This window comes from Thalassolituus oleivorans MIL-1, from assembly GCF_000355675.1.
In the GTDB taxonomy this organism is placed as follows: domain Bacteria; phylum Pseudomonadota; class Gammaproteobacteria; order Pseudomonadales; family Oceanobacteraceae; genus Thalassolituus; species Thalassolituus oleivorans.
In genome coordinates, this window is sequence record NC_020888.1 from 1,108,301 (window position 1) to 1,134,231 (window position 25,931).

27 protein-coding genes are annotated in these 25,931 nt (G+C 46.3%); 11 read left to right on the top strand and 16 right to left on the bottom strand.

What is annotated here, in order from left to right; genetic code table 11:
- Positions 1-2: 2 nt before the first annotated feature.
- Positions 3-2,060 (top strand): response regulator, encoded by a 2,058-nt coding sequence (locus TOL_RS05030; RefSeq protein WP_015486212.1) that lies wholly within the window; start codon positions 3-5, stop codon positions 2,058-2,060.
- Here TOL_RS05030 and TOL_RS05035 read toward each other — a convergent pair.
- Positions 2,035-2,436: a hypothetical protein gene (locus tag TOL_RS05035; RefSeq protein ID WP_015486213.1), complete on the bottom strand. Its 402-nt coding sequence runs from the start codon at positions 2,434-2,436 to the stop codon at positions 2,035-2,037. The two genes, TOL_RS05030 and TOL_RS05035, sit on opposite strands and share 26 nt — an antisense overlap.
- A 404-nt stretch (positions 2,437-2,840) precedes the next feature.
- Between TOL_RS05035 and TOL_RS05040 the strand changes: the two genes are divergently transcribed.
- Positions 2,841-3,794 carry a 1-acyl-sn-glycerol-3-phosphate acyltransferase gene (locus tag TOL_RS05040; protein ID WP_051052376.1) on the top strand — a complete coding sequence of 318 codons (954 nt, stop codon included), beginning with the start codon at positions 2,841-2,843 and terminating at the stop codon, positions 3,792-3,794.
- Positions 3,791-4,897: a DUF4377 domain-containing protein gene (locus TOL_RS05045; protein WP_015486215.1), complete on the top strand. Its 1,107-nt coding sequence runs from the start codon at positions 3,791-3,793 to the stop codon at positions 4,895-4,897. Before TOL_RS05040 ends, TOL_RS05045 begins: the two co-directional genes overlap by 4 nt.
- 64 nt (positions 4,898-4,961) lie before the next feature.
- Here the strand turns inward: TOL_RS05045 and TOL_RS05050 are convergent, their stop codons facing one another.
- Together TOL_RS05050 and TOL_RS18185 are read right to left on the bottom strand one after the other, a co-directional pair.
- Positions 4,962-5,756, bottom strand: a complete 795-nt coding sequence (locus tag TOL_RS05050) for a tetratricopeptide repeat protein (RefSeq protein WP_041588404.1) — start codon at positions 5,754-5,756, stop codon at positions 4,962-4,964.
- A 165-nt stretch (positions 5,757-5,921) separates the two neighbouring features.
- Positions 5,922-6,788 (bottom strand): response regulator, encoded by an 867-nt coding sequence (locus tag TOL_RS18185; protein WP_015486218.1) that lies wholly within the window; start codon positions 6,786-6,788, stop codon positions 5,922-5,924.
- 210 nt (positions 6,789-6,998) lie between these two features.
- Here TOL_RS18185 and TOL_RS05060 point away from each other — a divergent pair, with 210 nt between their 5' ends.
- On the top strand, positions 6,999-7,862 hold the full coding sequence (locus TOL_RS05060) for a cation diffusion facilitator family transporter (protein WP_041588405.1): 864 nt from the start codon (positions 6,999-7,001) through the stop codon (positions 7,860-7,862).
- Positions 7,863-7,933: 71 nt separating this feature from the next.
- On the top strand, positions 7,934-8,854 hold the full coding sequence (locus tag TOL_RS05065; RefSeq protein WP_015486220.1) for a hypothetical protein: 921 nt from the start codon (positions 7,934-7,936) through the stop codon (positions 8,852-8,854).
- On the opposite strand, the gene TOL_RS05070 is transcribed toward TOL_RS05065, so the two are convergent.
- Complete coding sequence (locus tag TOL_RS05070) at positions 8,841-9,410, bottom strand: alpha-ketoglutarate-dependent dioxygenase AlkB family protein (protein ID WP_158505904.1); 570 nt, start codon at positions 9,408-9,410, stop codon at positions 8,841-8,843. The genes TOL_RS05065 and TOL_RS05070 overlap by 14 nt on opposite strands.
- 65 nt (positions 9,411-9,475) lie before the next feature.
- Positions 9,476-10,420 carry a cysteine synthase A gene (gene cysK / locus TOL_RS05075; protein ID WP_015486222.1) on the bottom strand — a complete coding sequence of 315 codons (945 nt, stop codon included), beginning with the start codon at positions 10,418-10,420 and terminating at the stop codon, positions 9,476-9,478.
- Between the two features lie 119 nt (positions 10,421-10,539).
- On the opposite strand from cysK, the gene TOL_RS05080 reads away from it, so the two are divergent.
- On the top strand, positions 10,540-11,256 hold the full coding sequence (locus TOL_RS05080) for a hypothetical protein (RefSeq protein WP_015486223.1): 717 nt from the start codon (positions 10,540-10,542) through the stop codon (positions 11,254-11,256).
- A 24-nt stretch (positions 11,257-11,280) separates the two neighbouring features.
- The gene (locus tag TOL_RS05085; protein WP_051052377.1) at positions 11,281-11,793 is read left to right on the top strand and encodes a GGDEF domain-containing protein; all 513 of its coding nucleotides are present in this window, start codon (positions 11,281-11,283) and stop codon (positions 11,791-11,793) included.
- Between the two features lie 3 nt (positions 11,794-11,796).
- On the opposite strand, the gene TOL_RS05090 is transcribed toward TOL_RS05085, so the two are convergent.
- The 5 genes from TOL_RS05090 to TOL_RS05110 are packed head-to-tail and all read right to left on the bottom strand — an operon-like array spanning position 11,797 to position 17,192.
- Positions 11,797-12,684 (bottom strand): acyltransferase, encoded by an 888-nt coding sequence (locus tag TOL_RS05090; RefSeq protein ID WP_015486225.1) that lies wholly within the window; start codon positions 12,682-12,684, stop codon positions 11,797-11,799.
- Positions 12,685-12,691: 7 nt separating this feature from the next.
- A complete protein-coding gene (gene pta / locus TOL_RS05095; protein WP_015486226.1) occupies positions 12,692-14,812 on the bottom strand; it encodes a phosphate acetyltransferase in 2,121 nt (706 codons plus the stop codon).
- Positions 14,805-15,986, bottom strand: coding sequence for an acetate/propionate family kinase (locus TOL_RS05100; protein ID WP_015486227.1), 1,182 nt, complete (start codon positions 15,984-15,986; stop codon positions 14,805-14,807). The genes pta and TOL_RS05100 overlap by 8 nt, the downstream gene beginning before the upstream one ends.
- Positions 15,987-16,014: 28 nt before the next feature.
- Positions 16,015-16,422 carry a hypothetical protein gene (locus TOL_RS05105; protein WP_015486228.1) on the bottom strand — a complete coding sequence of 136 codons (408 nt, stop codon included), beginning with the start codon at positions 16,420-16,422 and terminating at the stop codon, positions 16,015-16,017.
- Positions 16,423-16,427: 5 nt separating this feature from the next.
- Positions 16,428-17,192 (bottom strand): glucosaminidase domain-containing protein, encoded by a 765-nt coding sequence (locus tag TOL_RS05110; protein WP_015486229.1) that lies wholly within the window; start codon positions 17,190-17,192, stop codon positions 16,428-16,430.
- A 246-nt stretch (positions 17,193-17,438) separates the two neighbouring features.
- Between TOL_RS05110 and TOL_RS05115 the strand changes: the two genes are divergently transcribed.
- Positions 17,439-18,383: a diguanylate cyclase domain-containing protein gene (locus tag TOL_RS05115; RefSeq protein WP_051052378.1), complete on the top strand. Its 945-nt coding sequence runs from the start codon at positions 17,439-17,441 to the stop codon at positions 18,381-18,383.
- A 19-nt stretch (positions 18,384-18,402) separates the two neighbouring features.
- Here TOL_RS05115 and TOL_RS18190 read toward each other — a convergent pair whose 3' ends face one another.
- The 3 genes from TOL_RS18190 to TOL_RS05130 all read right to left on the bottom strand — a co-directional run bounded on the left by TOL_RS18190 (position 18,403) and on the right by TOL_RS05130 (position 20,141).
- Entirely contained in the window at positions 18,403-18,729 is a 327-nt protein-coding gene (locus TOL_RS18190; protein ID WP_015486231.1) for a hypothetical protein, read from the bottom strand.
- Positions 18,730-18,826: 97 nt separating this feature from the next.
- Positions 18,827-19,306 carry a DUF4442 domain-containing protein gene (locus TOL_RS05125; protein ID WP_015486232.1) on the bottom strand — a complete coding sequence of 160 codons (480 nt, stop codon included), beginning with the start codon at positions 19,304-19,306 and terminating at the stop codon, positions 18,827-18,829.
- A gap of 79 nt (positions 19,307-19,385) precedes the next feature.
- Entirely contained in the window at positions 19,386-20,141 is a 756-nt protein-coding gene (locus TOL_RS05130) for a GNAT family N-acetyltransferase (RefSeq protein ID WP_015486233.1), read from the bottom strand.
- Positions 20,142-20,253: 112 nt separating this feature from the next.
- Here TOL_RS05130 and TOL_RS05135 point away from each other — a divergent pair, with 112 nt between their 5' ends.
- Entirely contained in the window at positions 20,254-20,838 is a 585-nt protein-coding gene (locus tag TOL_RS05135) for a hypothetical protein (protein WP_015486234.1), read from the top strand.
- Between the two features lie 25 nt (positions 20,839-20,863).
- Here the strand turns inward: TOL_RS05135 and TOL_RS18195 are convergent, their stop codons facing one another.
- Positions 20,864-21,391 (bottom strand): TlpA family protein disulfide reductase, encoded by a 528-nt coding sequence (locus TOL_RS18195; RefSeq protein WP_015486235.1) that lies wholly within the window; start codon positions 21,389-21,391, stop codon positions 20,864-20,866.
- Positions 21,360-22,736 carry an oxygen-independent coproporphyrinogen III oxidase gene (hemN, locus tag TOL_RS05145; protein ID WP_015486236.1) on the bottom strand — a complete coding sequence of 459 codons (1,377 nt, stop codon included), beginning with the start codon at positions 22,734-22,736 and terminating at the stop codon, positions 21,360-21,362. Before hemN ends, TOL_RS18195 begins: the two co-directional genes overlap by 32 nt.
- A gap of 256 nt (positions 22,737-22,992) precedes the next feature.
- Here hemN and TOL_RS18200 point away from each other — a divergent pair, with 256 nt between their 5' ends.
- Positions 22,993-23,655 (top strand): TetR/AcrR family transcriptional regulator, encoded by a 663-nt coding sequence (locus tag TOL_RS18200; protein WP_015486237.1) that lies wholly within the window; start codon positions 22,993-22,995, stop codon positions 23,653-23,655.
- Positions 23,656-23,805: 150 nt separating this feature from the next.
- Positions 23,806-24,807 (top strand): type I asparaginase, encoded by a 1,002-nt coding sequence (locus TOL_RS05155; RefSeq protein WP_015486238.1) that lies wholly within the window; start codon positions 23,806-23,808, stop codon positions 24,805-24,807.
- Between the two features lie 9 nt (positions 24,808-24,816).
- Here the strand turns inward: TOL_RS05155 and TOL_RS05160 are convergent, their stop codons facing one another.
- Positions 24,817-25,773 carry a hypothetical protein gene (locus TOL_RS05160; protein WP_015486239.1) on the bottom strand — a complete coding sequence of 319 codons (957 nt, stop codon included), beginning with the start codon at positions 25,771-25,773 and terminating at the stop codon, positions 24,817-24,819.
- Positions 25,774-25,931 lie beyond the last annotated feature (158 nt).

The following is a 25,931-nucleotide window of genomic DNA, read 5'->3' on the forward strand; positions in this document are numbered from 1 at the left end:
CTATGCTCTGGTTCTGGACTTTACCTATTATCGCCGTTCTTATTGGCATCATTATTGTTCAAGAATTATCCCGGCGACGCTTCCAGTCGGAGCGTTCAGGGTTACTGCAGTCTGAGCAACAATTACAACTAATTTGGGATCATCTACCTGATTCCATTCTAGAAATTCTTCAAGATGGCACCATCATTAAAAGCAATCGCCCCTCGGAATATTTCGATGGTGAGTTGCTGGTTGGGCATAAAATAGGTGAATGCTTAGCACCAGAGCAACAGTCCGTATTTCAGAACTCTCTCTCCCGCGCAATCGAGACATTGACGCCTCAATCTTATCAACTTGAACTGATAGGAGGGCAAGGTAAGCGAGTAACCTTATCTAATCAATTAGTGCCAATTGTCAGAGCAACAAAGTTAGCGTCTTTACTCGTTATTAGTCGCGATATAACTGAGCTGGCCAATGCTCAAAACCTTCTCAAGCAGCAAACGAAATTTGCAGAAGACGCTAGCACGGCAAAAAGTCGCTTTTTAGCGAGTATGAGCCACGAAATACGCACTCCGATGAATGGTCTTTTGGGCATGGTGTCGCTTTTAGAAAGCACTGAAATGACGTCAGAGCAGCAAGGGTATTTGCGCACCATATCTCACTCATCCGAACATTTACTGGCGATAGTTAATGATGTACTGGACTTATCAAAAATCGAAGCGAATAAATTAACGCTTAATGTGGCGCCCTTTGATTTAAATGATATGGCCTTGCGTGTAATTGAAATTGTTAGTCCTAAAGCACGTGAGAAATCGCTAGCGATACAGTTATTTTTCGAAGACGGTGTGCCGTCTCATGTGGTTGGTGATCCCACTCGCATTCGACAAGTACTCATGAATCTCTTAACAAATGCGATCAAATTTACTGATGAAGGACATGTCCTGCTGCGTGTCGTCTTAGTGCGCCAAGTTGAGAATGATGCCACTTTACGTTTCAGTGTTGAAGACAGCGGTATCGGCATTTCAGCCGATAAAGCCGTGTTGTTGTTTGAAGAATACAGCTTTGCTCATGGTGCGATATCAGCGAATCAGGGCGGAACCGGATTGGGATTGAATATTTGTCAACGGTTAGCGAATTTAATGGGTGGCAAAATAGGCGTTGTTAGCAGCCCAGGTATTGGCTCTTGTTTTTGGATGGACATCACATTACCAGTTGCTGCAATAGAGGTGGAAAATAGCCTGACGACCACTTTATTAACGACTAAAAATTCTTACGATATATGGGTTGCTGATGCGCTGGCGATCAACCGTGCTTTGGTGGTATCGGTTGTTCGGAAAATGGGTTTTCGCGTTCGTCAGTTTGAGAATATAGAATCCTTGATAGCTGAACTTAGTCGGCACCAACCGCATGTGCTGGTGATCTCTAGTGCTCTGTATCGTAAAGCCAATTTTGACAATGTACGTCGAGCCGTTCGGGAGCATGGCGGCCGAATTGCTATGACCGCAGATAACGGCTTTTTTGAAGGCAGTGATCGTCTTTCAAAGCAGGGTATGGATGCTTCTTGGGAGTGGCCGATTGGACAAGAAGAAGTGAAACGAATATTACTTCGTTTGCTGGATAAAACGCGCCCAGTGTCGGACATTATTACGCGCTTCAACCATGAGGAGAGTGAGAATAAATTAGCGCTTGAAGGCATCAATATTTTACTGGCCGAGGATAATCCCGTTAATCAGAAGGTGGTTACGCAGATATTGCGTCATCTCGGTTGCGAAGTGGCCGTTGTAGCCCATGGTGGGGAAGTTTTGCGTTATCTAGAACATACCCGCCCCGATATTATTTTGATGGATTGTCATATGCCGGTTATGGACGGGGTTGAAGCCACAGCAGCCATACGCGCTAACCCAGATATCAGAGATATTCCAATCATTGCTCTTTCTGCTGATGCTATGGAAGAGCAGCGGCAGTTATGTGAAGACGTGGGAATGGATGGTTATTTAACCAAGCCTGTTCGCCTGCACGATATGAAACAGGCGTTACAGGCATTTAGTCCGCCTCTTACAAAACACTTCCGTAAGGGATGAAACGATTATCTGTTAGAGCTTTCAGCTCGCGGATAATGGCCTTATCTGGCAGACGTTTCATCTGGCGTAAATAGCGAAAAATCCATATCGCTGGATTTTTGGCTTTTGCTTGAAAACCCGATAAAGTCATCTCGGCCTGAGTATAGAAAAAGGCTAGATCAATTAAAGTGGCATCACTTAGTGTCGGAATGGTGTTTAACCAGATCTCCTCGCTTTGTTGAATCCAGCTAGCTCCTTGCTGTAACTCCTCAGCGGTTAGTGTTAACGCATCTTTGCCTTGAAGGCGTAACACTTTGCTTTGCTCTGCTATGCGTTGCAGCAGCGCAGAATCAGGAAAATTAGTGGTGGGTAGTGAAGGGTCCCATTGATCGATCATTGTTTACCCTATGACGATTGATTGATAAAGATGGTTTCATTGAACCTATTTGTCATGGCGCTCTCTGACGCTACCTATAGCAATAAGTTGCTGACTCAAGAATACACCAATCCCAACTTCAATATCTCGAAAAACAGAGTTTCTCGTTTTACCTGACGACGTTGTGGGCTACCTTTGGCATTATAGAAACATTGGTTTAGAGGTTGTCACAACCCATGCATGATCCGTATTTTGACATACGTCCCTATAACGATAATGAAGTGTCGGGGGTTATCACTAGGCTCAGTCAGTCTTTGGAGTTACGAAGAGCATTGGTGGGCTATCGTTTCCCTAGTAGTCCTGCCTGGACTAGGCCCGCGCTTTACTGGTTAGTTGGGTGGCATCTCCGGCGTCGCTTGGGCGCTATGACTAGTGTCGACGAGGTGCAAACTTGGCTGGTGCGCTGGATTGAAGAACTGATCAACAAAACCACGTCGCGGGTTGAAGTCGCGGGTCTCGACGATATGGCCAGTGGTGCATCTTATTTGTGGTTATCTAATCATCGAGATATCGCGATGGATCCCACTTTAATCAATTTTTCGCTACATCGTCAGGGCTGGCCCACCGCTCGTATCGCCATCGGTGATAACTTATTGCACAACCCTGTGTTAGCCGATGTTATGCGTCTGAATAAAAGCTTTGTCGTTAAACGCTCTGCTGCGAGTAAGCGGGAAAAATTAACCGAACTGCAAAGATTATCGGGTTATATAAAGCAGTCGTTAGATCAAGGTCATTCGGTGTGGTTGGCGCAGCGTGAGGGTCGTGCAAAAGACAGTCGCGATAAAACGGATACAGCCGTTCTGAAAATGCTTGCGCTCAGTGGTCGTGAACTCAAAGATGATTTTACGACGACGTTAACCTCCCTTAGGCCAGTGCCGGTGCTAGTTCAGTATGAATGGGATCCTTGTGACGTATTAAAGGCGAGAGAGCTGGTTGCTCGCGCAGACGGCTCCTCATATGCCAAAGCGGCTAACGAAGATACGCAAAGTGTTATTCGTGGGCTGACCGGTTATAAGGGGCATGTTCGTGTATGCTTCGGCTCGCCTTTGAAAGACGACATGTTGGCTGATGCCCATGCAATGGCAGCGGAGATTGATCGACAGATTAAGGCATTGGCCGTTGTTATGCCGGTTCATCGCGCCGCGTTATCTTTACTACAAAGACACTTTAACCTTGCCACCGATGTAAACCCGGGCCAAGTTGATGAGGCGTGTTGCCGTGCTTTACTGTCTCGAGTTCAAAATGAACCTGAAGCCGTGGTGCGGCGTTTGTTATTAAACTATGCGGCCCCGTTAATTGAAGATGAGACATTGATATGAAGTTTATGCTGTATCTGCCCTTGTTGATGGCAACACTGGTTCTCTCGGGTTGCCCTGAGCTCGGAAGGCATTGGAGTGATCAAGAAGAAACTTTGCAAGTTGATTACTACAAGGCACAGTGCGATAAAAATTCTGCTGATATTTGCTTTCGTACACGCGAATTGAGTACCGATAGCTGGGGAATTTCAGACGCCAATTTGTCAGGATTTACCGATTTTGTTTGGGGTCATCGTTACACTATTAATGTAACTACGTCTTTTAACAGCAATGGTAATCCTAGTTCTTATTCATACAACAGCATTGAAGAAGATGTGCCAGTAGTGACAATAGATACGCCTTTTCAAATTAACCTATACACAGAGAATGGGGTATTAACGCAACTAGGCGCAGATGCTTGGTATCTTGGCGGCGAGAAAAACTTTACCTGTGCAAGCGACTGCGAAGTATTGGCGACAGCTGTTAGCAATCAGTACGTTGTTGTTGGTGAGTTTAGTATTAATGCTGGTGAGTTAACGTTAGATCAGGTGATTTGCTCTAGTAGTGAAGAAGGCTTCAGTAGCGATTGTGAAGGCGAAACCGAAGTCGATTGGCAAATTGCTCCTTTTTTGAGCGATTGTGGTAAATCTAGCGCATCTCTATGCTATTTATATCGCTTAAATAGCTCAGATGATTGGGAGATTTTACCGGTTGATATTGCCAATTTTAGTTACGATTGGGGTTATCGCTACGACATTACTGTGCAGCAAACACGGTCGAGTTCGGGAACTATTACCGCTGCGAGTTTAGTCACAGACGATAGCTCTCCGGTTGATTATACGGGTAGTAGTTATACCTATAAAATCATTTTATTAGGCAGTGCTTTAGCTAATGATTCGTCGGGTGTGATTACTCTTTATGACGGCGCTCAAGAATTAAATTGCAGCCAATACAGTCAATGTAGCGATCTCAATACTGCGATTGATAATGATGAATGGATTCTAGTAAAGGTCTTTACTGATGGCAGCGAAGTTGTTGCCACCGATGTTGTTTGTAGTAATGACAATATTGATGACTTCAATAGTTGTGTCGCTGATGAAAATGACGTGACTTGGTCGATAGAGTAATTAAGGCAGAAGTAGATTTAAACAAAGCCCAGTAAAAGTGATTTTTTACTGGGCTATTTGCTGATTAATTCTGACGATTAAGCAGTTCGGTGATTTTCATTGCAACCTTTTCACGAATGCTTGAATCTGGGAATTCTTCATTCGCTTTGCGCAGATAATCTAAAGCTTTCATGCGGTTAGCGTCTTTATTGTATGGGCTCATGAAAATAAGGCCTAACTGATATAAAGACTTGGCGCGCATTTCGTCGCCAGAAGCGACATTGTCATACACTATGTTATATACCGCCTCGGCGTCCGCAGTGCGATCTTCGGCAATGGCACGCTCGCTCATTGGGTTTAAATCAGCATCGTAGGGCGTTAGATCCTGTGCTAACAAAGCTTCGCGATCGACTTCTTTTAGCAATTGAGCGGCGTGGTCTGTCACTGGGGCTTCATCACGTTTCCGTAGAATTTCTAGATGGCCTTGAATGCGAGTGGCAAGTAGTGAATTAGGAAATTCTTCGCGATGACGCTGTAAATACTCACGTGCTTTTTCATCATCACGATCATCATTAAAACGGTTCATGTAAATCAAGGCAATTTGGTATAAGGCCAGTGATTTCATGTTAGTGCTGTAATCGGGATTATCGTATCCCAGCATGTAAGTCTGAATGGCTTCGGTTGCTTTGCCGCGACCAATAGACTGCATTGAGTAAGTGAGAAGATCTGGTTCGTCTTTTAGCGCTGCCGCAGAACGCACCTTAATGTTTTCGTCGTGGCGTGCAATCGCGTGCACTCCTGAGCCGGCAATCACTAAAGGAGCAGGAGCGGCACAACCACTCAATGCAACAATGGCGGCTAATCCAAGTATTCTTATCATTTGGCTATCCATGATAGGTAAGATGAAATACGCAGCCTCACACACAGTGGTTTGGCTATGTTCTGAGTTTCAGTCTAAACAGGCAGCATGGGAATGGGAAGAGCAGAGGGGGTCTAAACGAGCCGAATACACCTGTCTAGGAAGTATTCGGCATCATTTCATGCGTTAGATCAGTTTTGTAAGAAGCGCCGCTAAGATTCCAACGGCAGAACCAAGCAAAGCTCCGATGGTTCCGGCCATAATGCTGGCGCTGCGTATGACGCGACGCAGTTCTTTATTTTGTCTTCCTACCAAAGCTTCTAACTCTACTTTATTGGTGTGCATAACGGCGACTAAATCATCCGCATTTTTCTTAATTAGCTTATCGGCTACTGCCATTGCTAAGCGCTGATTCAACGGTTGGGTTAGCTTATAGAGCGCATTGGCATCGAGGGCTTGTTCTAGCTCTTCTTTGCTTTCCTGAGTGCGCGCTTGCAACTGCTGCTGGATAATCTCTAGTTGGTGGCGCTGATGATGCTGTAATTGTTGTGCTGTGGTATCGATACCTGCGGTTATTTCGCTGCGCGCTATGGCGAATGCTTGTTTGACGTGTTTTTGAATTAAATGATCTATTTCGACTAAAGGAATCGCATGTGCACTGTCCTTTGTGTCGTCATTCGCGGCAGGCGCATCTAACGATTTAATCACTGCCATAACGGCTTCTTGGTTGGCTGGCTTACCTAACACACCACTGGCGCCGTGAGACAGTGCCATTTTGAAATAGTCTTCACCTTCTTTTGAGGTGTACATGATGGTCGGGATGCCCGACGTTTTGGGGTTTGAGCGAATGATTTGTGTAGCTTCCAAACCATCCATGCCAGGCATCATATGATCCATGAAAATAATGTCGGGCTGTGCGCCTTCTAGGAACAAGAGTGCTGCTTCTGCGCTATCCACGGTATCGACCCGTACATTCATTTTACTAAGGAGGCGTTGCAACATCATTCGGGCAGATTTTGAATCATCGACCACTAGAGCATTTTTTATAGACATTATGAGTTCACCCAGTGTTTTACGACTGTTCCACTATGTATAAAGTGCGCCATATCGGTCAAGTTGTAGCTAGGTTCAATCTGACCTGCGTCACACTCTTTCGTTGAGTTAGGGAGTATAGCAGTTATTTACTGTTTAAATCGGCCAGTAAGCGCAACCAAATGGGTTCACTTCTGGCATAATGCGATTTTTAATGGCATCGTTCTTGTTATGACTCATCCAGCTTCTGTCCATATTAAACGAGCGGCTCTAGCCTCAATGGCGACGGGCATTATATTACTTATTGCCAAGATCTTTGCGTGGTCGGCCAGTGACTCAGCTAGCGTGTTGTCGTCATTGTTGGATTCGTCAATGGACATTGTCGCATCGATGGTTAACTTTTTTGCTATTCGTTACGCCTTAATGCCTGCTGATAATGACCATCCTTTTGGTCACTATAAGGCTGAAGGGTTAGCTGCTTTGGTACAGTCAGCTTTTATTTTGGGTTCGGCTGTCGTGTTGTTAGTGCACGTTCTTGATCGTTTAGCCAATCCTCAGGCGCTGCATGCGCTGGGTGAAAGTATTGGTGTGATGTTGTTTTCTACTATGGCGACGATTGTTTTAGTGCTCTATCAGCGTTGGGTCTATACGAAGACTGGGTCTTTAGCTATTAAGGCAGATTCTGCGCACTATTATGGCGATATCTTAACGAGCCTCGCTGTTGTTGTGGCCTTACTTGCGGCCAATTGGCAGGTGTACTGGTTAGATCCTGCAGTGGCTTTGATCATTGCTTTGGTACTCCTTTACAGCGTTTACGGTATCGTGCGAGATGGTTTGAATGTGCTGATGGATCGAGCACTGGAAGAAGAAGACGAACATGCTTTGATTGATCTGATTTCAAATTGTGAAGGCGTGCGGGGATATCACGATCTGCGTACAAGGCAATCTGGAGTCGTACAGTTTATTCAATTTCATCTAGAGCTAGATGGTACTCAGTCGCTGAAATCAGCGCATGCAATTGGAGATCGCTTGGAAGCACAAATTCAGGAGCGTTTCCCGCGTGCAGAAATTCTGGTTCACCACGACCCTGTATAGTTATGCATTTTTTCTGGCGGTTGTTAGCGTTATGTTGCGTGGCTTCTGCCGAAGCCTCGATGCAGCCACCAATGCTGTTACCGCAAGTCGAAATGATGTTGCCGGATATTCCCCGCGAAGTGGACAGAGCTGAAACAGACATCGATCACGATATGTTGGATCGCTCTCGTGGTTGGTTGGTTAATCATCTTGATAACTTGTCGGGTGGCATTGATTCTTTTTTCGTCGATGTTTTTTTTGACGAAACCCTTCCGCAAGAGAATGTGAAGGGAAGCCTTGCGAAAGTATCCTTTTATACGCGGCGCGAAATTGGTGATCCGGTCGATTATAAATTTGGCGCCAGCGTTCGTTTAGTATTACCTCACACCAATGAGCGTTTAAACCTGCTATTAGAATCAGAAGATGAGCAAGCGCGCGAAGGTGACCCTTTAGAAAGTATCGAAAACCCAACGTATAGTGCGGCACTGCGTTTCATCATTCGAGAAACTGAATACTGGAGCACTAACATTGATGCAGGGGTGAAGTGGGCGGTACCGCCCGATCCATTTGTGCGGATTCGTGCTCGTCGTTTAGCGTATTTTGATCATTGGAATATGCGTATTACTCAGACCTTGTCTTACTTTACAAGCACAGGTTATGGCGAAGATACGTCACTAGTATTTGACTACCCGTTATCAACTGAACGCTTATTACGCTTAGAAACCAAAGCATCTTATCTGCTTAACGACGATTTTTTTGAATTACGCTATGGTCTAGGATCTTATCGAGAGTTGAGCCGGAAGGCTGCAATCGCTTGGGTTGGCCAGGCACGAGGTGATACTGAATATGGAGCCACATTCGATAACTACAGTGCAGGTTTTCGCTATCGTCGCCAAGTTTATAAGTCTTGGATGTTCTTCGAAGTGGCACCGGGATTAGAATGGAGTGGTGATAAAAATTATGAAACCACGCCAGTGATCATGTTCCGCCTAGAAGCTGTTATGGCAAACTGATGCGGCTATGAATTATTTCGCGAAACGTTAAGTTAATGCGCGGTTGTTTTATCCCTTGACGCTTGGGCAAGCTATGTTGCCATCGGTTTTGCATTCCCGCTTCCATTACTAGCAAACTGCCATGGGCTAATGCTAGCTTTCCGGCCTGACGCTGCTCACCGATTCGGCGTACAGCGAAATCACGTTCGGCCCCCAAGCTAACAGATACTATGATGGGGTCAGATCCAAGTTCCATTTCGTCATCGGCATGCCAACCCATACTGTCTTGCCCGTCACGATATAGATTGGCGAGTACTGAATTAAGCTTTAAACCAAATGCTTGATTAATAGAGTGACAAAGCCCTACGAGGCTTGGCGTCCAAGGTAGAGTTGTAAAGGTTTTACCCGAATAACGATAAGAGATGCCTTCATCACCATGCCACGCTTGAAGGCGCGGGCTGAGGGTCTCTCGCCCATAAATCATGATACTTTCTTGTGTCCAAGGAAGTTCACCGTTTAACGACGTGAATAACTGATCAGCACAGGAGAAGGATAGCGCCTGTGCATAGTAGGTCATCGCCCCATCCAGTAACGTTTGGGGCTCGCTTAGATCAAGTGACCAAGGCATCTTTCAGTTTCTGCTTATTTAAAAAATCCTTCGAACAATGGTGACGTTAAGTAACGTTCACCAGAGTCTGGTAGGATAACGACAATCACTTTCTCAGCATTTTCAGGCTCTGCCGCAACGCGCAGAGCGGCGGTCATGGCGGCACCACATGAAATACCCGCTAAGATGCCTTCTTTTGACATCAACTCATGGGCGACTTTCATCGCGTCGTCGTTGCTGACTTGCTCAACGCGATCAAGAATGGCGATGTCTAGATTACCTGGAATGAAATTGGCGCCAATTCCTTGGATTTTATGTGGCCCAGGTTTAATTTCTTCACCATTTCGCGTTTGGGTAATGATGGGCGAATCAGCTGGCTCTACTGCGACAGAAGTTACAGCTTTATGTTGTTTTAGAAAACGCGAGATACCTGTGATGGTGCCGCCAGTGCCGACTCCAGCGACAACAATATCGACTAATCCGTCGGTATCGTTCCAAATTTCTGGGCCTGTGGTCAGCTCGTGGATTGCAGGATTCGCCGGATTGTTAAATTGCTGCAGGATAATACGTTGGTTCGGGTCTTCATCCACTAAGGCTTGAGCCGCATCAACAGCGCCCTTCATGCCTTTTGCGCCTTCTGTCAAAACTAGGTTGGCGCCCAGCGCTTGCATGACCTTACGACGCTCCATGCTCATAGTCTCAGGCATAGTTAATGTCACTTTATAGCCCCGAGCCGCACCGACAAAGGCGAGAGCAATACCTGTGTTGCCGCTGGTCGGTTCTACGATTTCCATACCAGGTTTGAGCACGCCGTCTTTCTCTGCTTGCCAAATCATGTTGGCGCCGATGCGACACTTCACCGATTGTGCTGGATTTCGACTTTCGAGTTTGGCATAAACATGTGGGTGAGACGTTAACTTGTTTATGCGAACAAGGGGTGTGTTACCAACGGATTGGCTAATGTCGTCGTATACCTTCATGGGAACCTCAGTGACTTTTAAGAGATTTTAACTAGACTAATCTGTGATGACGGGCACTACATTGTAACACCCGATGTCCTATTCTACAGATGTAAGAACTATAACAAATGGGAACATAAGTGCATAAAGGCAGCATCGGACAAGATAGCGCGACATTAGGCCCGATTGAGGGGCAAATTAACACGTTGTTAGCATTACTGCAGCGCGGACGTTTCTTTGTGCTTTTTCCGCGTGAATTAGAAGATGCGTATGCGAAGTACAGTCTTACTCAAACTCTTACAAGTGATCTTCGTATTGTTTACGCGGGATTGATGATCTTTCTCTTGTTTGGTTGGGCGGATCTTCATTTTGGTGGAGATAATGGGATCTACCTTCTCACAATAAGAGCTTGTATTACGGTTGCGTTGGCTGCGGTTGTTTTTTTTACGTTTAAAACGACTATGAAGGCATACCGTCTATACTTGGTCGGGCTTGGTACCTACATTTGTTTTGCTTCGCTGCTGTGGAATGTAACCTACGTTGAAGTGGAGATGAGCTATTTTTATCATATGGGTATGATCCCGATGCAGGTCTTCACCATGATGGCGCTAAGGGTAAATTTTCGTATCATGTTTGTCGCGTCGCTAGCGATGTTGATAACTTACGCCATTTTCGTGGCTAATGTTCCTCTGCCTATTGATCCAACCCCTGTCGATGTATTAGCGCACGCTATAGCACCTTATTACATACTTTTTTGGATGATATTAATTGCTATGGGTGCATATTTGTCATTCGAAATTGAGGCATCTGCGCGTACGGATTACATTAAGAATCGTTTGTTAGCGCTAGAAGCCTAGCGGTTGAAGTATTTAGGATTACGTTTGCATCAGCTATCAACGACGGATAGTTTAACTGGAATCGCCAATCGTCGTTTTATCGAAGAGAAAATGTTCGAAGAGTGGAATCGTTGCATGCGTAATTCGTTGCCGGTGGCCATTATTATGATCGACGTCGATGCCTTTAAACGCTACAACGATTTTTATGGACATCAGCAAGGCGATATTTGTTTACGTACTGTGGCTGCAAAGATCAACGAGTACTGTAAGCGTCCTGGTGATGAATGCGCGCGATATGGCGGCGAAGAGTTCGTTATTTTGCTGCCAGAAACCAAGAGCGAAGAAGCCTGCCGTATGGCAGAAGAGATTCGCCGCGGTGTGGAAGCCTTGGGGTTAAAGCATGAAAAATCGAATCATGAAGTGGCTACGGTGAGTATTGGCGTAGCCGCAGAAGTGCCGGCAATGGGATCAAGCTATGAAGCGCTTTTACGTCGCGCAGATGAGCATTTATACGAAGCAAAAGGCAGCGGGCGCAACCGTGTGAGTTGCGCCGCTTAATCGTTAGTTGTACTGCTTACGCATTGTCTCTAAACGACGGTCTTTTTCTTCCCACAACTGCTGAACCCAAAGTTGAAAATCTAAACGGTAGCGATCACTCGCTTCATAATCACCGTTCATCAATTCCTTAGGAATTGCCTTTTCTTCAATAACGACGCTACAGCGCGGCATTTTTCCTTGCATGAAATCCCAAAAAGTTGGGATGCCATCAGGGTAATAAATTGTCACATCTAGAATCGATTTAAATTGGTCTCCCATAGCGCTCATTGCGAATGCCATTCCGCCGGCTTTGGGTTTCAGTAAATGTTTGAATTCTGATTTTTGCTCGGCGTGCTTTTGCTCGGTATAGCGGGTACCTTCCAGAAAATTCATAACACTGGTTGGGAGATCTTTGAATTTCTCACATGCCTTGCGCGTTGTTTCTAAATCCTGTCCTTTCTTTTCGGGATGCTTTTCCAAATACGCTTTGCTGTAGCGCTTCATAAATGGAAAGTCGAGTGCCCACCATGCCGCTCCCATGATAGGGACTTTTATTAATTCTTGCTTTAGGAAGAATTTTAACAATGGAATACGCCCATTAAGGCTGTGCTGCAGCACTAAAATATCGACCCAGCTTTGGTGGTTGCTGAGAACAAAATACCAGCCTTTTTTATCTAGGTTGAAGGGGCGCTCAATTTTCCAATCCATACTTTGGGTCAGTATCATCCAGCCGGAGTTACATGAAATCCAAGCATTGGCGATGGTATCCAAAATGGCTGTAATTAGGCGACGAATCACCGGTATTGGGAGAATGATTTTAAATAGCGTAAAGCTAAATAAGAAACAGGCCCAAAACAGCGTATTTACCAGCAGGAGTAGGCTGGCCACAATACCCTTAAATAGCGGAAGCATGCGTGGATTATCCTTTCGTTTGATGTTGTGACTGAATTGCCGTCAGAGCAATGGTGTAGACAATGTCTTCTACTAATGCGCCGCGCGACAAATCGTTAACGGGTTTAGCAAGCCCTTGCAACATAGGGCCAATGCTAATGACATTGGCGCTGCGTTGAACGGCCTTGTAAGTGGTATTGCCGGTGTTTAAATCGGGGAATATTAGCACTGTGGCCTGACCAGCAACAGGGCTGTTCGGAGCCTTGCTACGCGCTACGCTGGCGGTGGTGGCAGCATCGTATTGAAGCGGGCCATCAATCACAATGTCAGTGCGATCACGTTTAACAATTTGCGTCGCGGCGCGCACTTTTTCTACGTCCGCTCCCGTGCCTGATTCGCCGGTGGAATAGCTCAGCATTGCAACGCGAACAGGAATGCCCATTGCGGTTGCTGATTCAGCACTTTGGATGGCGATGTCGGCAAGTTCTTCGGCGGTAGGATCGGGATTGACTGCGCAGTCGCCATAGACCAAAACTTGGTCTGGTAAACCCATAAAGAATACTGAGGATACTAATTTGGCTCCGGGTGCCGTTTTAATTAATTGCAACGCAGGGCGAATGGTATTGGCCGTTGTATGAATCGCGCCAGAGACCAAGCCGTCGACTTCATCGAGTGCCAGCATCATAGTGCCGAGCACGACATTATCTTCAAGTTGGGCTAAAGCCATTGGTTCTGTAAGATTCTTGTGACGGCGTAAATCAACCATACCGGCAACGTATTGTTCGCGGACATCTTCAGGGTCAATGATTAATAAGTCATCGGGCAGTTCAATTTCTTGGGCGCGTGCGACTTGCTCAATCGTGTCGCGTTTACCTAGCAGAATACACTGAGCAATCCCTCGCTGTTGGCAAATAGCAGCGGCTTGAACCGTTCTTGGTTCTTCGCCTTCAGGTAATACGATTCGGCGGACATCAGCGCGTGCTCTTGATACCAATTGGTAGCGAAAAGCCGCAGGGCTCAAGCGTGGCGTGTGCGGTGCGCCAATACGTTCTAACAGGCGTTCACTATGCAGATGGGAGGCAATGACATTCATGATGCGATGTACGCGATCACCATCGTCGATCGGCACATGAGTATCGAGTTGCGTGAGTGCTCGTGCGGTTGCAAATGTATCGGTATTGACACTTAGCACCGGTAGTCCGGTTTGCCATGCCCGCTGGCATAGTTCATCTAGGCCTTTATTGGGAGCATAGCCGCTGGTTAATAGCAGGCCGGCAAGAGGAGTTCCATTGGTTGCGGCCATGGCTGCTGCCACTATGATGTCGTCGCGGTCGCCGGGGGTAACGACCAATGTTCCCGGTCGGAGCAAGTCAATAATATTGGCAAGAGAACGAGCGCACAGTGTTACGCGAGTGACGCGTCGGCTATCAAGTTCTCCTTGGTGTATAACATCGGCTTTTAATGCTCGTGCAATATCTAAGGTTCTAGGGCTTAACAGGTCGGCCTGCCAAGGAATGACTCCTAAAACAGGGCAGTTATCCATTTGCAAGTTATCGCACTCGTGCGCACTGCAGCCTGCGGGCGGCAGTGTTTCTGGTGCCGATTCGGCGGTTGGTAATGAGTCCTTCAGCTCAGGAGCGCCAGCTTTATTAATGATGCAGCCCATAATATTTGCTTTGGCACCACCGAATAGGCCGATTTGTAAACGTAAATCGGAACCTAGTTGGCTGATACTGCGACCTTCAGCATTAGCAACAAGCAGCACGTCAGCATTAAGTGCTTTGGCAATCTCTACATTGAGTTTTGCTGTGTAGGGTTCGCTGCGGTCTGGAGTTAGCCCTTCGATGAGTATGACATCGCAATCGTGGGTTACTTGCGCATGTAAACCGACGACATCTTCAAGGACACGATCCAGCAGACCCTCACTGATGCTGTGCTGCACCGTTTGCAGGCTCATTGGATCCGGTGTTTCTAAATGCAATACCGAGCGCACGAGATGGGTTGAACGCTCGCTGGCGGCATAGTCAGGTGCGACGGGCTTAACGAATCCGACTTTTAGACCTTGGGAATCAAGCGCTTGAATTAAGCCAAGACTAATGGTTGTTAGGCCGCTTTCAATATCGGTTGGAGCAATAAAAATGTTAATCATGGGTAACCAATTGATAAGTATCATGTGCAATCATGCGTTCTTCGTCGGTAGGTACGACCATTGCCAATGGGCTACCTGTTTGACTAATTCGACCGCATTGATCACCGTGCTGAGCATTTAACGCATCATCAAGCCTGAAGTTCATAGGACGCCATGCCGCTAAAATCCGCTGGCGAATCACTGCTGCATGCTCACCAATGCCCCCAGTAAACACTACCGCATCGATGGTCGGCAACGAGGTAGATAACGCGGCCAAATTGCGAGCTACTCGAAAGCAAAAGACTTTAATCGCTCTGGTGGCTGCTTCATTACCATTCTTCTCGGCTTCCAGCAGGGTACGCATATCGTTGCTGAGTCCTGCCGACAAGCCTTGAAGTCCGCTTTCTCTATTCAGTGCATTCATTGTTTGCTCTAGGGTCATGCCTCTGGATTGCTGCATATGTTCAATTAAACCGGGGTCAATATCACCACTGCGGGTTCCCATAACCAAGCCTTCAAGTGGTGTCAGCCCCATTGAACTGTCTACCGACTTACCTTGCCGTACGGCGCAAGCGCTACAGCCATTGCCGAGATGGGCGATTAATAGATGTAAATCCTCGTGGGGTCGCTGCAATAAATCGGCGGCTTTTTGTGACACGTAGCGATAACTGGTGCCGTGAAAACCGTAACGTCGCACTTGATCTTGCTCATACCAGTCGTAGGGTACCCCATAGAGATAAACTTGTTCGGAAATAGACTGATGAAAAGAAGTATCAAATACGGCTACTGAAGGAACGCCCGGCAATAAGTCGTTACACAGGTCGATACCCATAAGATTACGAGGGTTATGCAACGGTGCTAGGGCAGATATAGGACGTAATTCAGCTAACGCCGATTCAGTTAGTAGGGTGCTACTATGAAAGGCCTCTCCGCCGTGAACGACGCGATGACCGATACCTACAAGATTATTCAATTGTGATTTAGCCAGCTCGATAAACCGACTCAATGCTTTGCGGTGATCCATTAAACCGGATTCGCAATGGCTTAATTCTCCCTTAATAGTGAGGGAAGCATTTTCGCCACCTAAGCGTTCGGCTAAAGCGGTCATAATCGGTGCGCTCGCACTGCCGTCGGCGTACAAGGCTAATTTGATGGATGAACTGCCACAGTTAACGACTAAAACAGATTGCTGCACGGTACACTCCTTGAAACCATTAAGTTAATTAATGCTGCAGACTATGAGTTAATTGTTGCAAAACCATGCGAGCACCACGACGGCCTTCTTCCGGTAGTTCTTCAAGTTGGAAGCGCATGCTGTAGCGGAAGCTATTTTTGCAGGGTTCTGCTCGCACAATATCCGCTGGAATTCGATGCAGAATATGATAAGGCGAGCGCAGACTAATCCATACCTGACAGCCAACGGGCAAACGCTTGGCTGCAGTGACTACTAACCCTTCAGTGGATAGCCAACTAAGTTGCCCATCCTGATCGCCATGAAATATGCAAAGCCAATCACGTCGTTTAAAAACAATTTTAAAGTCATTTATCAAAGCGTCATCACTACTGCCTATTTGTGTAGGGTTACTACTTTTTGGACTTTCTGCCATCTTGTCTATGACGTCGTTAGGCATGCAGTTTAACTCTCTGGATTTTTGGGATCGTAACGGTTCAGTTTGTTATAACGAATCATAGCTTGAATTTCGTTAACATATTCCTCTCCGCGTTCAGAATAATGCATTAGCCCTTCGGCTAGCTGCTCACCTGTGGCATAGCCTTGATCTGTTAATAGTTGGTTTCGTTTTTCGCGCAGTTCTTGATAGCTCGGATGGCGGTTTAGGTTGCGAATGTAGCTTGAAATCGAACGAAATGGCGTTTCAAATGCAGCTACTTCATGGTTAGCGTCGTCCCCGCGTGCTTCGGGCACTAGACCACAGCCTTTACGAAAACACCATTGCCCGAATAAATTGTTGCCTTCGACGGCAAAGCGCGAGGTTCCCCACGCTGATTCATTGGCCGCTTGAGCAAGTACAAGCGATGGTGGTACGACATTGACTTGATTGAGCAATATCTGAATTTTCTCTTTGGCAGGCAATGATTCATCTACTTTGTATTTTAGTACGAGTTCTTTTAAGCGATTTTTATCTTTACGATCGAGAGGTTGACGTTTCTCCATCGCCATCATTTCTTCACGTTCTGCCTTAACATCCAAATTCGCTTGTTCGATAAGTGGTAGAAGATACCCAAAGAACGCTGCTTTTTTTTCATTTACATCATTGTAAACACTAAAGTCGGGCAGGTTTACATCCCGATTTATCAGTGTTTTAGGGCTATCACTTTCATCTGACTGTGGCGTGCAAGCAGCGATTAATAGTGAAGAAATAAGTAATAGTAATGGCTTCATTAGAGTCTCTATAACGATTTTTAGTTCTGGACGTTCATTTTAAAATGTACTTTTAACGCCATTTCGAGCGCCTGTTAGTTTACTTAAATATCGCTATATGCGATATCCTTGGCAGATTATTGACGATTTTTCATGGTCGAATATGTGGAAAACTGACGTCCAGTAAATATTTGTTAAGTTTTATTAACAGCGCCAAAGTTTCGTGTATTCTGGTCGATAATACTGTTCTCACGTTGACGGATATTAATGCTTATGCCGCAAGATCCAATCATTATTATTGCTGACGAAACTTTAGCTGTTCAGGCGCAGTTGGGTGCCTGCTTGGGTTCTGCATCCACATTGGTTAGTGCAATGAATCAGGAACAGTTAATTTATCGACTGAGCGAGCCATCTCATCAGACGGATATCTTGCTACTTGATATGGCATTTGTTGGTCAGCAGTTGGCATCTTTTTGCAAGCAATGGCTAGAGAGTCCTCTGAGTCGTAATGTCAGTTTGATTATTATGGGACCAGATGACGACGAGGCCGAGTTGGCTGCGTTAGAGGTGGGCGCGTTGGACTATATTCGCAAGCCTTTGAATCTAGAGCTCTGTAAAGCCCGTATTGAGGTCGTTTTACGTCATCGTGCACAGATCCGCCGATTAGAAAGTTTATCCAGCACGGATGCGCTCACTCAAGTTGCCAATCGTCGTTACTTAGATGATTTTTTGCTAGCAGAGTGGCGTCGCGCACAACGCGAGGGCGGCAATATTGGTTTGATTATGATCGATATCGATTATTTTAAAGGCTACAACGACAATTATGGCCACGTTGAAGGTGATAAATGTCTGCGTCGTGTTGCTCAGACCCTGAAGCAACAAGTGCAGCGTCCACGCGATCTGGTGGCTCGTTTTGGTGGTGAAGAATTCGCAATCATACTGCCGTCTATTCAATTTGATGGTATGGCAGTAGTGGCTGAGCGCTTGCGACAAGCTATTGAAGACTTGGCGATTCCTAATGCCGGCTCCGACGTAAATCCTTACGTTACCGTGAGTATGGGGTTGGCGTGGTGTGAGCCGCGATTGGACGACGATGTGATGGTTCTCATGGAGGCGGCGGATGAAGCGCTTTACGCTGCTAAATCCGCAGGTCGTAATCGTTTCAGTCAAACGGTCGACTTGGCCTCTATTCGATCACTTCTAACGCAATGATGAAACAGCTTCACTCCTCTTAATTGAGGTTGTTGCTGAATTGCGAGAGCAGTTGTTGCAGTCGAGTGGCTGTTGGCTGTCGACGAACGTGTTGTTGACAGTTAAAGGCGAAATTATTCAATGCTTGGAGTAATTCTGCCTTAGCAATTGAGATGACTTCGTATTCATAGTGATGATCTTGTACGCTAATTTTTAATAGCTCGATGTATTCTGCATTGAGTATCTGTGAAAGATTGAAAACTCGATCCTTTTCTTCACAGTTTGCTGCCTCCCAATAAGCGTTCTCAAGTGTCTGAAGTAAGTCAGAGATGATTTCGACAGCTTGGTTAATAGTCATGGTGGTCATAGCGGTTACCTTGTTGAATCGTGAGCATGTGTGATTAGCACACACGTCGATACAAAAAGTGTAGCAGAGCAGAAAGATTTAGCCCGACAGACCGCGCTCAACGATGGCGTGGATGTTTGCGTATATAAAGTCGTTTCTGCACGGAGGCGACTAGTTCTCCAGCTTCGTCTATGACGTGCACTTCGTAGGTTGGCTCAAACTTCTCACCATTAGCCGTTTTCGCTAAAACTTCGTCCAGCATGGCGTCAGTAATGATAAAGCGTACGCTGATGGTGCCTTTACCGGGAGCTACAAAGTCGATATCTGCGCCCTTGTCCCATACGATGTATTTTGGCCCGAGAATATTCATGAACAGCAACATGTAGAAGGGGTCTGTCATGGCAAATATGCTGCCGCCAAAGTGGGTGCCAACATAGTTACGGTTGTACCAGCGCAATTTCATTTGCACATGGATTTCACGGTAGTCCGGCGATAAATAGGTCGCTTTAATGCCAGCGCCAATATATGGGGTAAACAGATTGATGGTATGACGGAAGATGCGCGGGGAAGATAACCAGCGCATGATGGCTTTTTTCATGTTGCCTCACAGATTGAAGTGAGGCTGAAGTTTACCGCATAGGCACGCATCATTCTAAGCATGCCTGCGGAATACTGAGTTAACTTTTGAGGATACGACGCAGATAGCGGTGATCGAGCTCTGTGCGGTGCAACAAAATCAGGGCATCGGCAACGTTGAAGTCTTTGTCTAGGTACGGTTCACCACACACTTTCACGCCTAGGCGCAAGTATGCGCGCAGTAGTGAGGGTACCAAGTGTTTACCATCCATATCGACATCAATGGTAGGCATACGTACTTTTGGCGTCACACGCAGATCGGGAGTGGTGTAGTGGTGTTCGCGTAAATGATTAACGACGGCAACGGCACGGGCATAGCCATCTGACAAAGGAATGCTGCAACACCCCATGAGGTAATCGATGTTCTGATCATCGAGGTATTGAGCGATAAATGCCCAAAGCATGCCAATGGCTGAGCCACTACGAAAATCTGGATCAACACAAGTGCGACCAATTTCCATAAAAGTACGACCGTCCCGTACTATGTTACTGAGATCAAATTCAGTCGATGAATAAAATCCGCCGGCTTTTTCTGCCAGTTCATTGGTCAGAATACGGCTGTAACCAACCACACGGTCGTTGTTTACATCTTTGATCACCAAGTGCATACACAGGTCATCGAAGCGATCTTTGTCTATGCCTAGGTGGGCGCCTTCAACATCGGCTCCCATATCTTCGGCAAAGACACGGAAACGGAGTTCAAGCGCCTGCTGAATCTCTTGCGGATCGTCAGTGATGCGCGCAACCAGCGACGCTTCAGCGATTTCGGTACGCAGGGGGGCAATGGCTTGCTGCATGGTTCTTCCCGTTTTCTCTGATTTGCCAAAATTTATAACAAATCAATGACACTTTCGTGACAAATTACATGATCAAAAAAAGAGCGGCTATCCTAAGGGTTGGAGGGAAAAGATGAAACCATTGATTCTTACAATTTTGTTACTTTTTTCAAGTTTTGGCCTAACTCAACCCGCATTTGGCCCAAATATGGCAGCGAGTGTCTTGCAGCAAGATTTTGCAGGTGAGCGCCTGTATTGGACGCCCATGCGTTTGCCTATGCAAGTTGAACGCGCTTCTACGAGTCGCGATGCGGTGACATTAGCGGCCTTGTTTCGTCATCAGATGGTCGCCAGAGACGAAAAGATGTACATGGAAGACATGGGCGCGGGGAAAAAGCGCGTTGTGCTTACTTGGGATTATCGTGCGTTGAACGATGAAGATCCCGAAGGGTTTTATTACGGTATTCGGCGGGTGAAAGAGATCATGTCGTTATCTGAGCCGCAGCAGCAAGCGGACGAGACGTATGCTGAGGCGATGGTGGCTTGGTATGTGGATGATATTGAAAGCTGGGTACGAGACCCAGCCTTCCGTGCTGCGCGGACGTTACGACGCAGCCAAGAGTCTTTTCAGAAGCCATTTGAAACGCGGGTGATTTTTAAACACGAGAATGGCCGCTGGAAGATTTGGCGACCTGAAAATGAGTTGGCTAACTATTGATATCATTGCGCTTAAAGTTAAGCCTTTAGTTATCAGGTATCGTTCTTAGCCATAGCCCAGGAGGTGTCGTTAAACCTCGATCTCGATGCTTAACTAGGCCATCGCCAGATACGACATAATAGCTGGGGTAGCCAGTAACTTTTAGTGCTTCAGCTATTTTGGTCCCGCCTAAATACCATTCCCCCTTGAAACCAGTGGATGCTACAAAGTCTTCTACTTGCTTGGCGCTATCCCAATCAAGTGCGATACCAATCACGCGTGCACGTTCTTGCGGTATCAAGTTCAAGCCGGGCATGCTAACTCGACAAATGCTGCACCAAGGAGCAAAGACATACAGAACAATTGTTTGCTCGGATTGTGGCCATTTTATCTGAGTAGGGGCGCCGCTTTGCGTATAGAGCGACAAGTTCGGCAGCTTAGTGCCTTCTTCGAGTAAATGGCGATTGAGGCTATGGCTCATCCCCAGAAATAGCAGTACATAAAGGGGCCATTGCGCCCACCAGAGGCGCTTGGTCCAATTCTTAGATAGCTTTGGAAAAACGGGTTTGGTCATCCTGTTGCCGGTATGGGTCGAAGGCCATACAGGCATGACGTACCAGTAAGCGACCTGAATCTGTAATCTGCACCCCGTGCTCGTCAATGTTTACGAGTCCGTCATCACACATGGGTTGCAACCGAGCTAAATCCTGCCTGAGATAAGTGCGGCTGTCGATGTTATGTTGCTGATCCAGTTCGTTAAAGCGGATATCAAGATGGCACAATAGCCCCATGATGATATCTCGACGGAGACGGTCGTCGGCATTGGTTTTACAGGCTTTACTCAGCGGTAGTCCGCCGTTTTCTAGCGCTTCTTGCCAGTCTTCTAACGATACCGCATTTTGGCTATAGAGATCGCCAACCTGACTAATAGATGAGACCCCAAAGCCAATTAGGTCGCAGTCGCCGTGAGTTGTGTATCCTTGGAAGTTTCGATGTAACTTGCCGTCGCGTTGGGCAATGGCAAGTTCGTCATCAGGCAGAGCAAAGTGATCCATCCCGACATAATGGTAGCCAGCGTCATCGAGTTTGCTAATTGCATGTCCGAAAATTTGCAGCTTCTCTTGGGCCGAGGGCAAGTCATCTTCGCTGATGCGTCGCTGAGGCATAAATCGCTGCGGTAAATGAGCATAGTTGAAAATAGATAACCGATCTGGGCGCATATCAATAATGGCATCGAGTGTTTTATCGAAGCTTTCTACTGATTGATGTGGCAAACCATAGATCAGGTCAATATTGATCGAACGGAAGCCTAGCTCTCGTGCCTCAATCATAACGGCGCGAATCATACTCTCGGGCTGGACTCGGTTGACCGCCGCCTGAACTCGCTCGTCTAGATCTTGTACGCCGTAGCTCAAGCGATTAAATCCCAGTTCGCGCAAGCGCTTGAGTGTGTTTGGACGGAGCTCTCGCGGGTCGATTTCTATCGAATAATCAGCAGTCTCGGCGGTGCTGAAAGTAAATAAGTTACGTAAAAACTCCATCAAATCCGTGAGTTGATCATCACTTAAGAATGTCGGTGTGCCGCCACCTAAATGCAGCTGCTCAACACTGCGCGAGCCTCCGAGCAACGCATGCTTCATCCTGATTTCGGTTTTCAAATGTTCTAAATAGGGGATCGATCGCCCTTTGTTTTTCGTCACTATCTTATTGCAGCCGCAGTAGTAGCAAACATGGGTGCAAAAGGGGATGTGGAGATAGAGAGAGAGTGGCGTATGGCTTGGAGTGCATAGCGCATTGCGCTCTAACTGGTCGGAATCAACATTGCGAAACTCTACCGCCGTTGGAAATGACGTATAACGAGGTCCTGCGGTGTTGTAGCGCTGGATCATTAATGGATCCCAGATAAGGTGCTCTGACATATTAGGCAGCTCTGCAGGTGAATCTTCAGTTAGTTGAATCTAGCAATAGAATCGGCGCAGTCTATCCATGACGATCTTGGCTTATATTGTTCCACATCAAAAATTTGCCGTTTAGAGCAAAATAAATAGCATTTAGTCGCTAATTGCCTTGATTTTGGCACCTTTTGCACGTTTGATAGGCGGATCCTGAAATCTGTATAACAATTCTCAGTTGCGAAACACTGGCTTCTGAGATTTGTAGTCAACGAGGTTGGTTATGCCTAAGAAGCCGTTTACGCCGGAAGAAATTGCGGCACAACGTGAACGAATTATGGATAGCGCATCAAGTGTAATGGCTGAAGTTGGTTTTCATCATTTGTCGATGAGAAAGCTAGCGTCCCAATTGGGCATGACGGCGAGTAATATCTACAACTACTTTCCAAATAAAGAAGCCTTGTTCGTTCACACCCGACGCCGCGGCTTTGATATGGCGTTCGCCGATCTGAATGAGCAAATGGCTAACTCAGCTAACGCCACTGCTGCCTTGTATGCGTTTGCTGGTAACCTCATTGATTTCGCACAGCGCTACCCTGGGTACTATCAACTGATGTTTCAGCCGCCGTTATTGAGCTTGGATCATACTGATGGTGTTGATCAAGAAATTCAATTGCAAGTCAGCCGTATGGTTGATGAGTGGCAGTCGCACTTGTTATCACTGCTTGCCGATGCTGTTCCTACGATTGGTAGTAAAGGCGATGCATTGAAGAAGCAATTAGCGCTATTTTTTGTTTCGTCCTTGCACGGGCTGATTGACTCGTATCGATACAAAGCACTACCGCAATTACTATCGGGTGTTGACCTGATTCCTGATGATGTCGTACAAACGCACATCGGCTGGTTGCTGTCGGCCATAGAGCGTCAGGCAGAAACGGCGCACTAAAAAAACGAAAAATAATAAAAAAGCCCAGCCTAGTGCTGGGCTTTTTTATTGGAGTATTGCGTTTTTCTCCTGTGCTAAACTCTGCCAAATATCGTGATATAAACTCATAATGAACATTGTTGATCATTAACCTGACGCGGCTATTACTCTATGCAGCAACGTATTCTGATACTTCATACTGGTGGCACTATAGGCATGGAGGCTTCCACTGACGGCTATCGGCCCGCACAAAATTTTTCGGCGCTATTAGCAGAAAAGCTGCACGGGTACACGTTACCTGTCTATGACTTAGTACAATTAGATACGCTAATAGATAGTGCTGACTTGTGTCCAAATGATTGGTCGCGGATAGCGCTTTCATTGACGCAGCAGTGGCATAACTATAATGGTTTTATTGTGCTGCATGGTACGGATACCATGGCTTATACCGCTAGCGCTCTGTCTTTTATTTTACAGGAAATAGACAAGCCGGTGATCCTCACAGGTTCGCAAATTCCTTTGAATACGGTGCGTACAGATGCATTGAACAATCTGCTCAATAGTCTGTTTCTGGCGGTTAATTCGGCGCTCAAAGAAGTCTGTATTTGTTTTGATGGGCGGCTCTTAAGGGGTAATCGTAGTACCAAAGTGAATAGCGCGAGTTTAGATGCTTTTGACTCCCCTAATTTACTTTGGCTAGGAGAAGCTGGCGTAAATATTCAGCTCAATAATCGAATTTTGTTACCAGCAGGATTACCGAATTTTCGTGCGCTGACGTTTGATTCTCAAGCCGTTGCAATGCTAACGCTTTTTCCTGGAATTCAGGCGAATATGGTTGAGCAAATATTCAACATGGAAGGGCTGAAAGGGATTATTTTACGTAATTATGGTGTAGGTAATGTACCTTCCCATAATTCCGCGTTAATGCAGGTGATCGAGGAGGCGGTTAAGCGCGGAATTGTAGTGGTAAATGTTAGTCAATGTTTGGCTGGTGGTGTGTTTCAAGATACCTACGCCTCAGGATCGGTATTGAGTAAAATTGGTGTTACTTCGGGTAGTGATATGACCGCGGAAGCGGCCTTTACCAAACTTCACTATTTATTCGCTTGTGACGAACAAGTTGATGTTATTCGCAGTAAAATACCGATGTCGTTGCGGGGCGAGTGCCGCTAGGGCATGAATTTACAAATCTCTTAGGATTTCGTCTCGCCAAGCATTCACCAGAGTTTTGATGAGCGCCTGATTTTCACAGATATATGGGTGTAATTTGAGTGTTAGGGTGGTTGCACCATTCCAGCCAACAAGTGAGCTATTAATCGGGTAGTTTGCAGTACCAGGACCTGCGGCACATAGTAAGCGGTTGTCGTTAATTTCAGGATTGCGCTCGTCAGGTAATGGCCAATCGCCCATGACCGAGCAGCTCCCGGCAAAGTGACTGGAATTGGTCGATAAACGATAGACTAGCGACAGTCCGCCATCGCCTATGTATTTACCGATATTAGCCAGTTTCCAAGTTGCCCAGTGACTTTTGCTTTTTAACGCCAAGCGCATCTGCTGTTGCCAGTGAGCGGCATCTGAGTCTGGATATATCGGTAAATTAATACCAGATACTTGATTAAACTGCTCATTGCGAATATTGGTGGCACCGCGGATATTCACTCCGATGAACCAGTAATAAGGATCGTCTCCATTGACGAGTTTCTTAGCGACGACCCTGTTAAGAGCTGAAAATGCTAGATTACTGTAATTTAACTTTTGATTTTTCCCTTTTTCTTTTAAAGCTATTGTTTCTTCCCGTGTAAGAAGAGCAACTTCTGGCATGCGCATACTGTCGGGTGAATATGCATAGGTTTGCTTCCAGTTGATTTGCTTAAGGGCGGCAGGACGTGGATTTTCTTTGCTCGCGCGAAAAATCTCTAGCCAACTGGGGACCTTATTTTCATTACATATTGGTAGTGGATCGCAAGGAAAGCCTAAGGGTCGTAAAATGTTCGCGAAACCTCCCATGCCATGGCGCCACGTTTTCCATTCAACGCTACCATCATCAGGATTAAACCAGCCCCAATAGATATCATCAGAAATCCCAAAACGCTCACGTCGCACACGAAACAGTTGAGCGATGTAATCTTTTTCCGTCATGGTAACTCCTAGAAGGCAGACGATTTCTTCAGCTACTCTAGCATTGGGGTTGTGTAAATAGCAGCACTTACTGAAGAGTTGATTTTCTGGAAGAAGGTTGGCGTGAAAAGCCACCTACGGCATTAACTGCGTGCCATATTTTGTCTCACTGCGACTCG

Bases quoted from the DNA above. Each gene is read 5' to 3' on its own strand.
- TOL_RS05030 (WP_015486212.1), top strand. From the start codon at position 3: ATGCTCTGGTTCTGGACTTTACCTATTATCGCCGTTCTTATTGGCATC.
- TOL_RS05035 (WP_015486213.1), bottom strand. From the start codon at position 2,436: ATGATCGATCAATGGGACCCTTCACTACCCACCACTAATTTTCCTGAT.
- TOL_RS05040 (WP_051052376.1), top strand. From the start codon at position 2,841: ATGACTAGTGTCGACGAGGTGCAAACTTGGCTGGTGCGCTGGATTGAA.
- TOL_RS05045 (WP_015486215.1), top strand. From the start codon at position 3,791: ATGAAGTTTATGCTGTATCTGCCCTTGTTGATGGCAACACTGGTTCTC.
- TOL_RS05050 (WP_041588404.1), bottom strand. From the start codon at position 5,756: ATGATAAGAATACTTGGATTAGCCGCCATTGTTGCATTGAGTGGTTGT.
- TOL_RS18185 (WP_015486218.1), bottom strand. From the start codon at position 6,788: ATGTCTATAAAAAATGCTCTAGTGGTCGATGATTCAAAATCTGCCCGA.
- TOL_RS05060 (WP_041588405.1), top strand. From the start codon at position 6,999: ATGACTCATCCAGCTTCTGTCCATATTAAACGAGCGGCTCTAGCCTCA.
- TOL_RS05065 (WP_015486220.1), top strand. From the start codon at position 7,934: ATGCTGTTACCGCAAGTCGAAATGATGTTGCCGGATATTCCCCGCGAA.
- TOL_RS05070 (WP_158505904.1), bottom strand. From the start codon at position 9,410: ATGACCTACTATGCACAGGCGCTATCCTTCTCCTGTGCTGATCAGTTA.
- cysK (WP_015486222.1), bottom strand. From the start codon at position 10,420: ATGAAGGTATACGACGACATTAGCCAATCCGTTGGTAACACACCCCTT.
- TOL_RS05090 (WP_015486225.1), bottom strand. From the start codon at position 12,684: ATGCTTCCGCTATTTAAGGGTATTGTGGCCAGCCTACTCCTGCTGGTA.
- pta (WP_015486226.1), bottom strand. From the start codon at position 14,812: ATGATTAACATTTTTATTGCTCCAACCGATATTGAAAGCGGCCTAACA.
- TOL_RS05105 (WP_015486228.1), bottom strand. From the start codon at position 16,422: ATGCCTAACGACGTCATAGACAAGATGGCAGAAAGTCCAAAAAGTAGT.
- TOL_RS05110 (WP_015486229.1), bottom strand. From the start codon at position 17,192: ATGAAGCCATTACTATTACTTATTTCTTCACTATTAATCGCTGCTTGC.
- TOL_RS05115 (WP_051052378.1), top strand. From the start codon at position 17,439: ATGCTTATGCCGCAAGATCCAATCATTATTATTGCTGACGAAACTTTA.
- TOL_RS18190 (WP_015486231.1), bottom strand. From the start codon at position 18,729: ATGACCACCATGACTATTAACCAAGCTGTCGAAATCATCTCTGACTTA.
- TOL_RS05125 (WP_015486232.1), bottom strand. From the start codon at position 19,306: ATGAAAAAAGCCATCATGCGCTGGTTATCTTCCCCGCGCATCTTCCGT.
- TOL_RS05130 (WP_015486233.1), bottom strand. From the start codon at position 20,141: ATGCAGCAAGCCATTGCCCCCCTGCGTACCGAAATCGCTGAAGCGTCG.
- TOL_RS05135 (WP_015486234.1), top strand. From the start codon at position 20,254: ATGAAACCATTGATTCTTACAATTTTGTTACTTTTTTCAAGTTTTGGC.
- TOL_RS18195 (WP_015486235.1), bottom strand. From the start codon at position 21,391: ATGACCAAACCCGTTTTTCCAAAGCTATCTAAGAATTGGACCAAGCGC.
- hemN (WP_015486236.1), bottom strand. From the start codon at position 22,736: ATGTCAGAGCACCTTATCTGGGATCCATTAATGATCCAGCGCTACAAC.
- TOL_RS18200 (WP_015486237.1), top strand. From the start codon at position 22,993: ATGCCTAAGAAGCCGTTTACGCCGGAAGAAATTGCGGCACAACGTGAA.
- TOL_RS05155 (WP_015486238.1), top strand. From the start codon at position 23,806: ATGCAGCAACGTATTCTGATACTTCATACTGGTGGCACTATAGGCATG.
- TOL_RS05160 (WP_015486239.1), bottom strand. From the start codon at position 25,773: ATGACGGAAAAAGATTACATCGCTCAACTGTTTCGTGTGCGACGTGAG.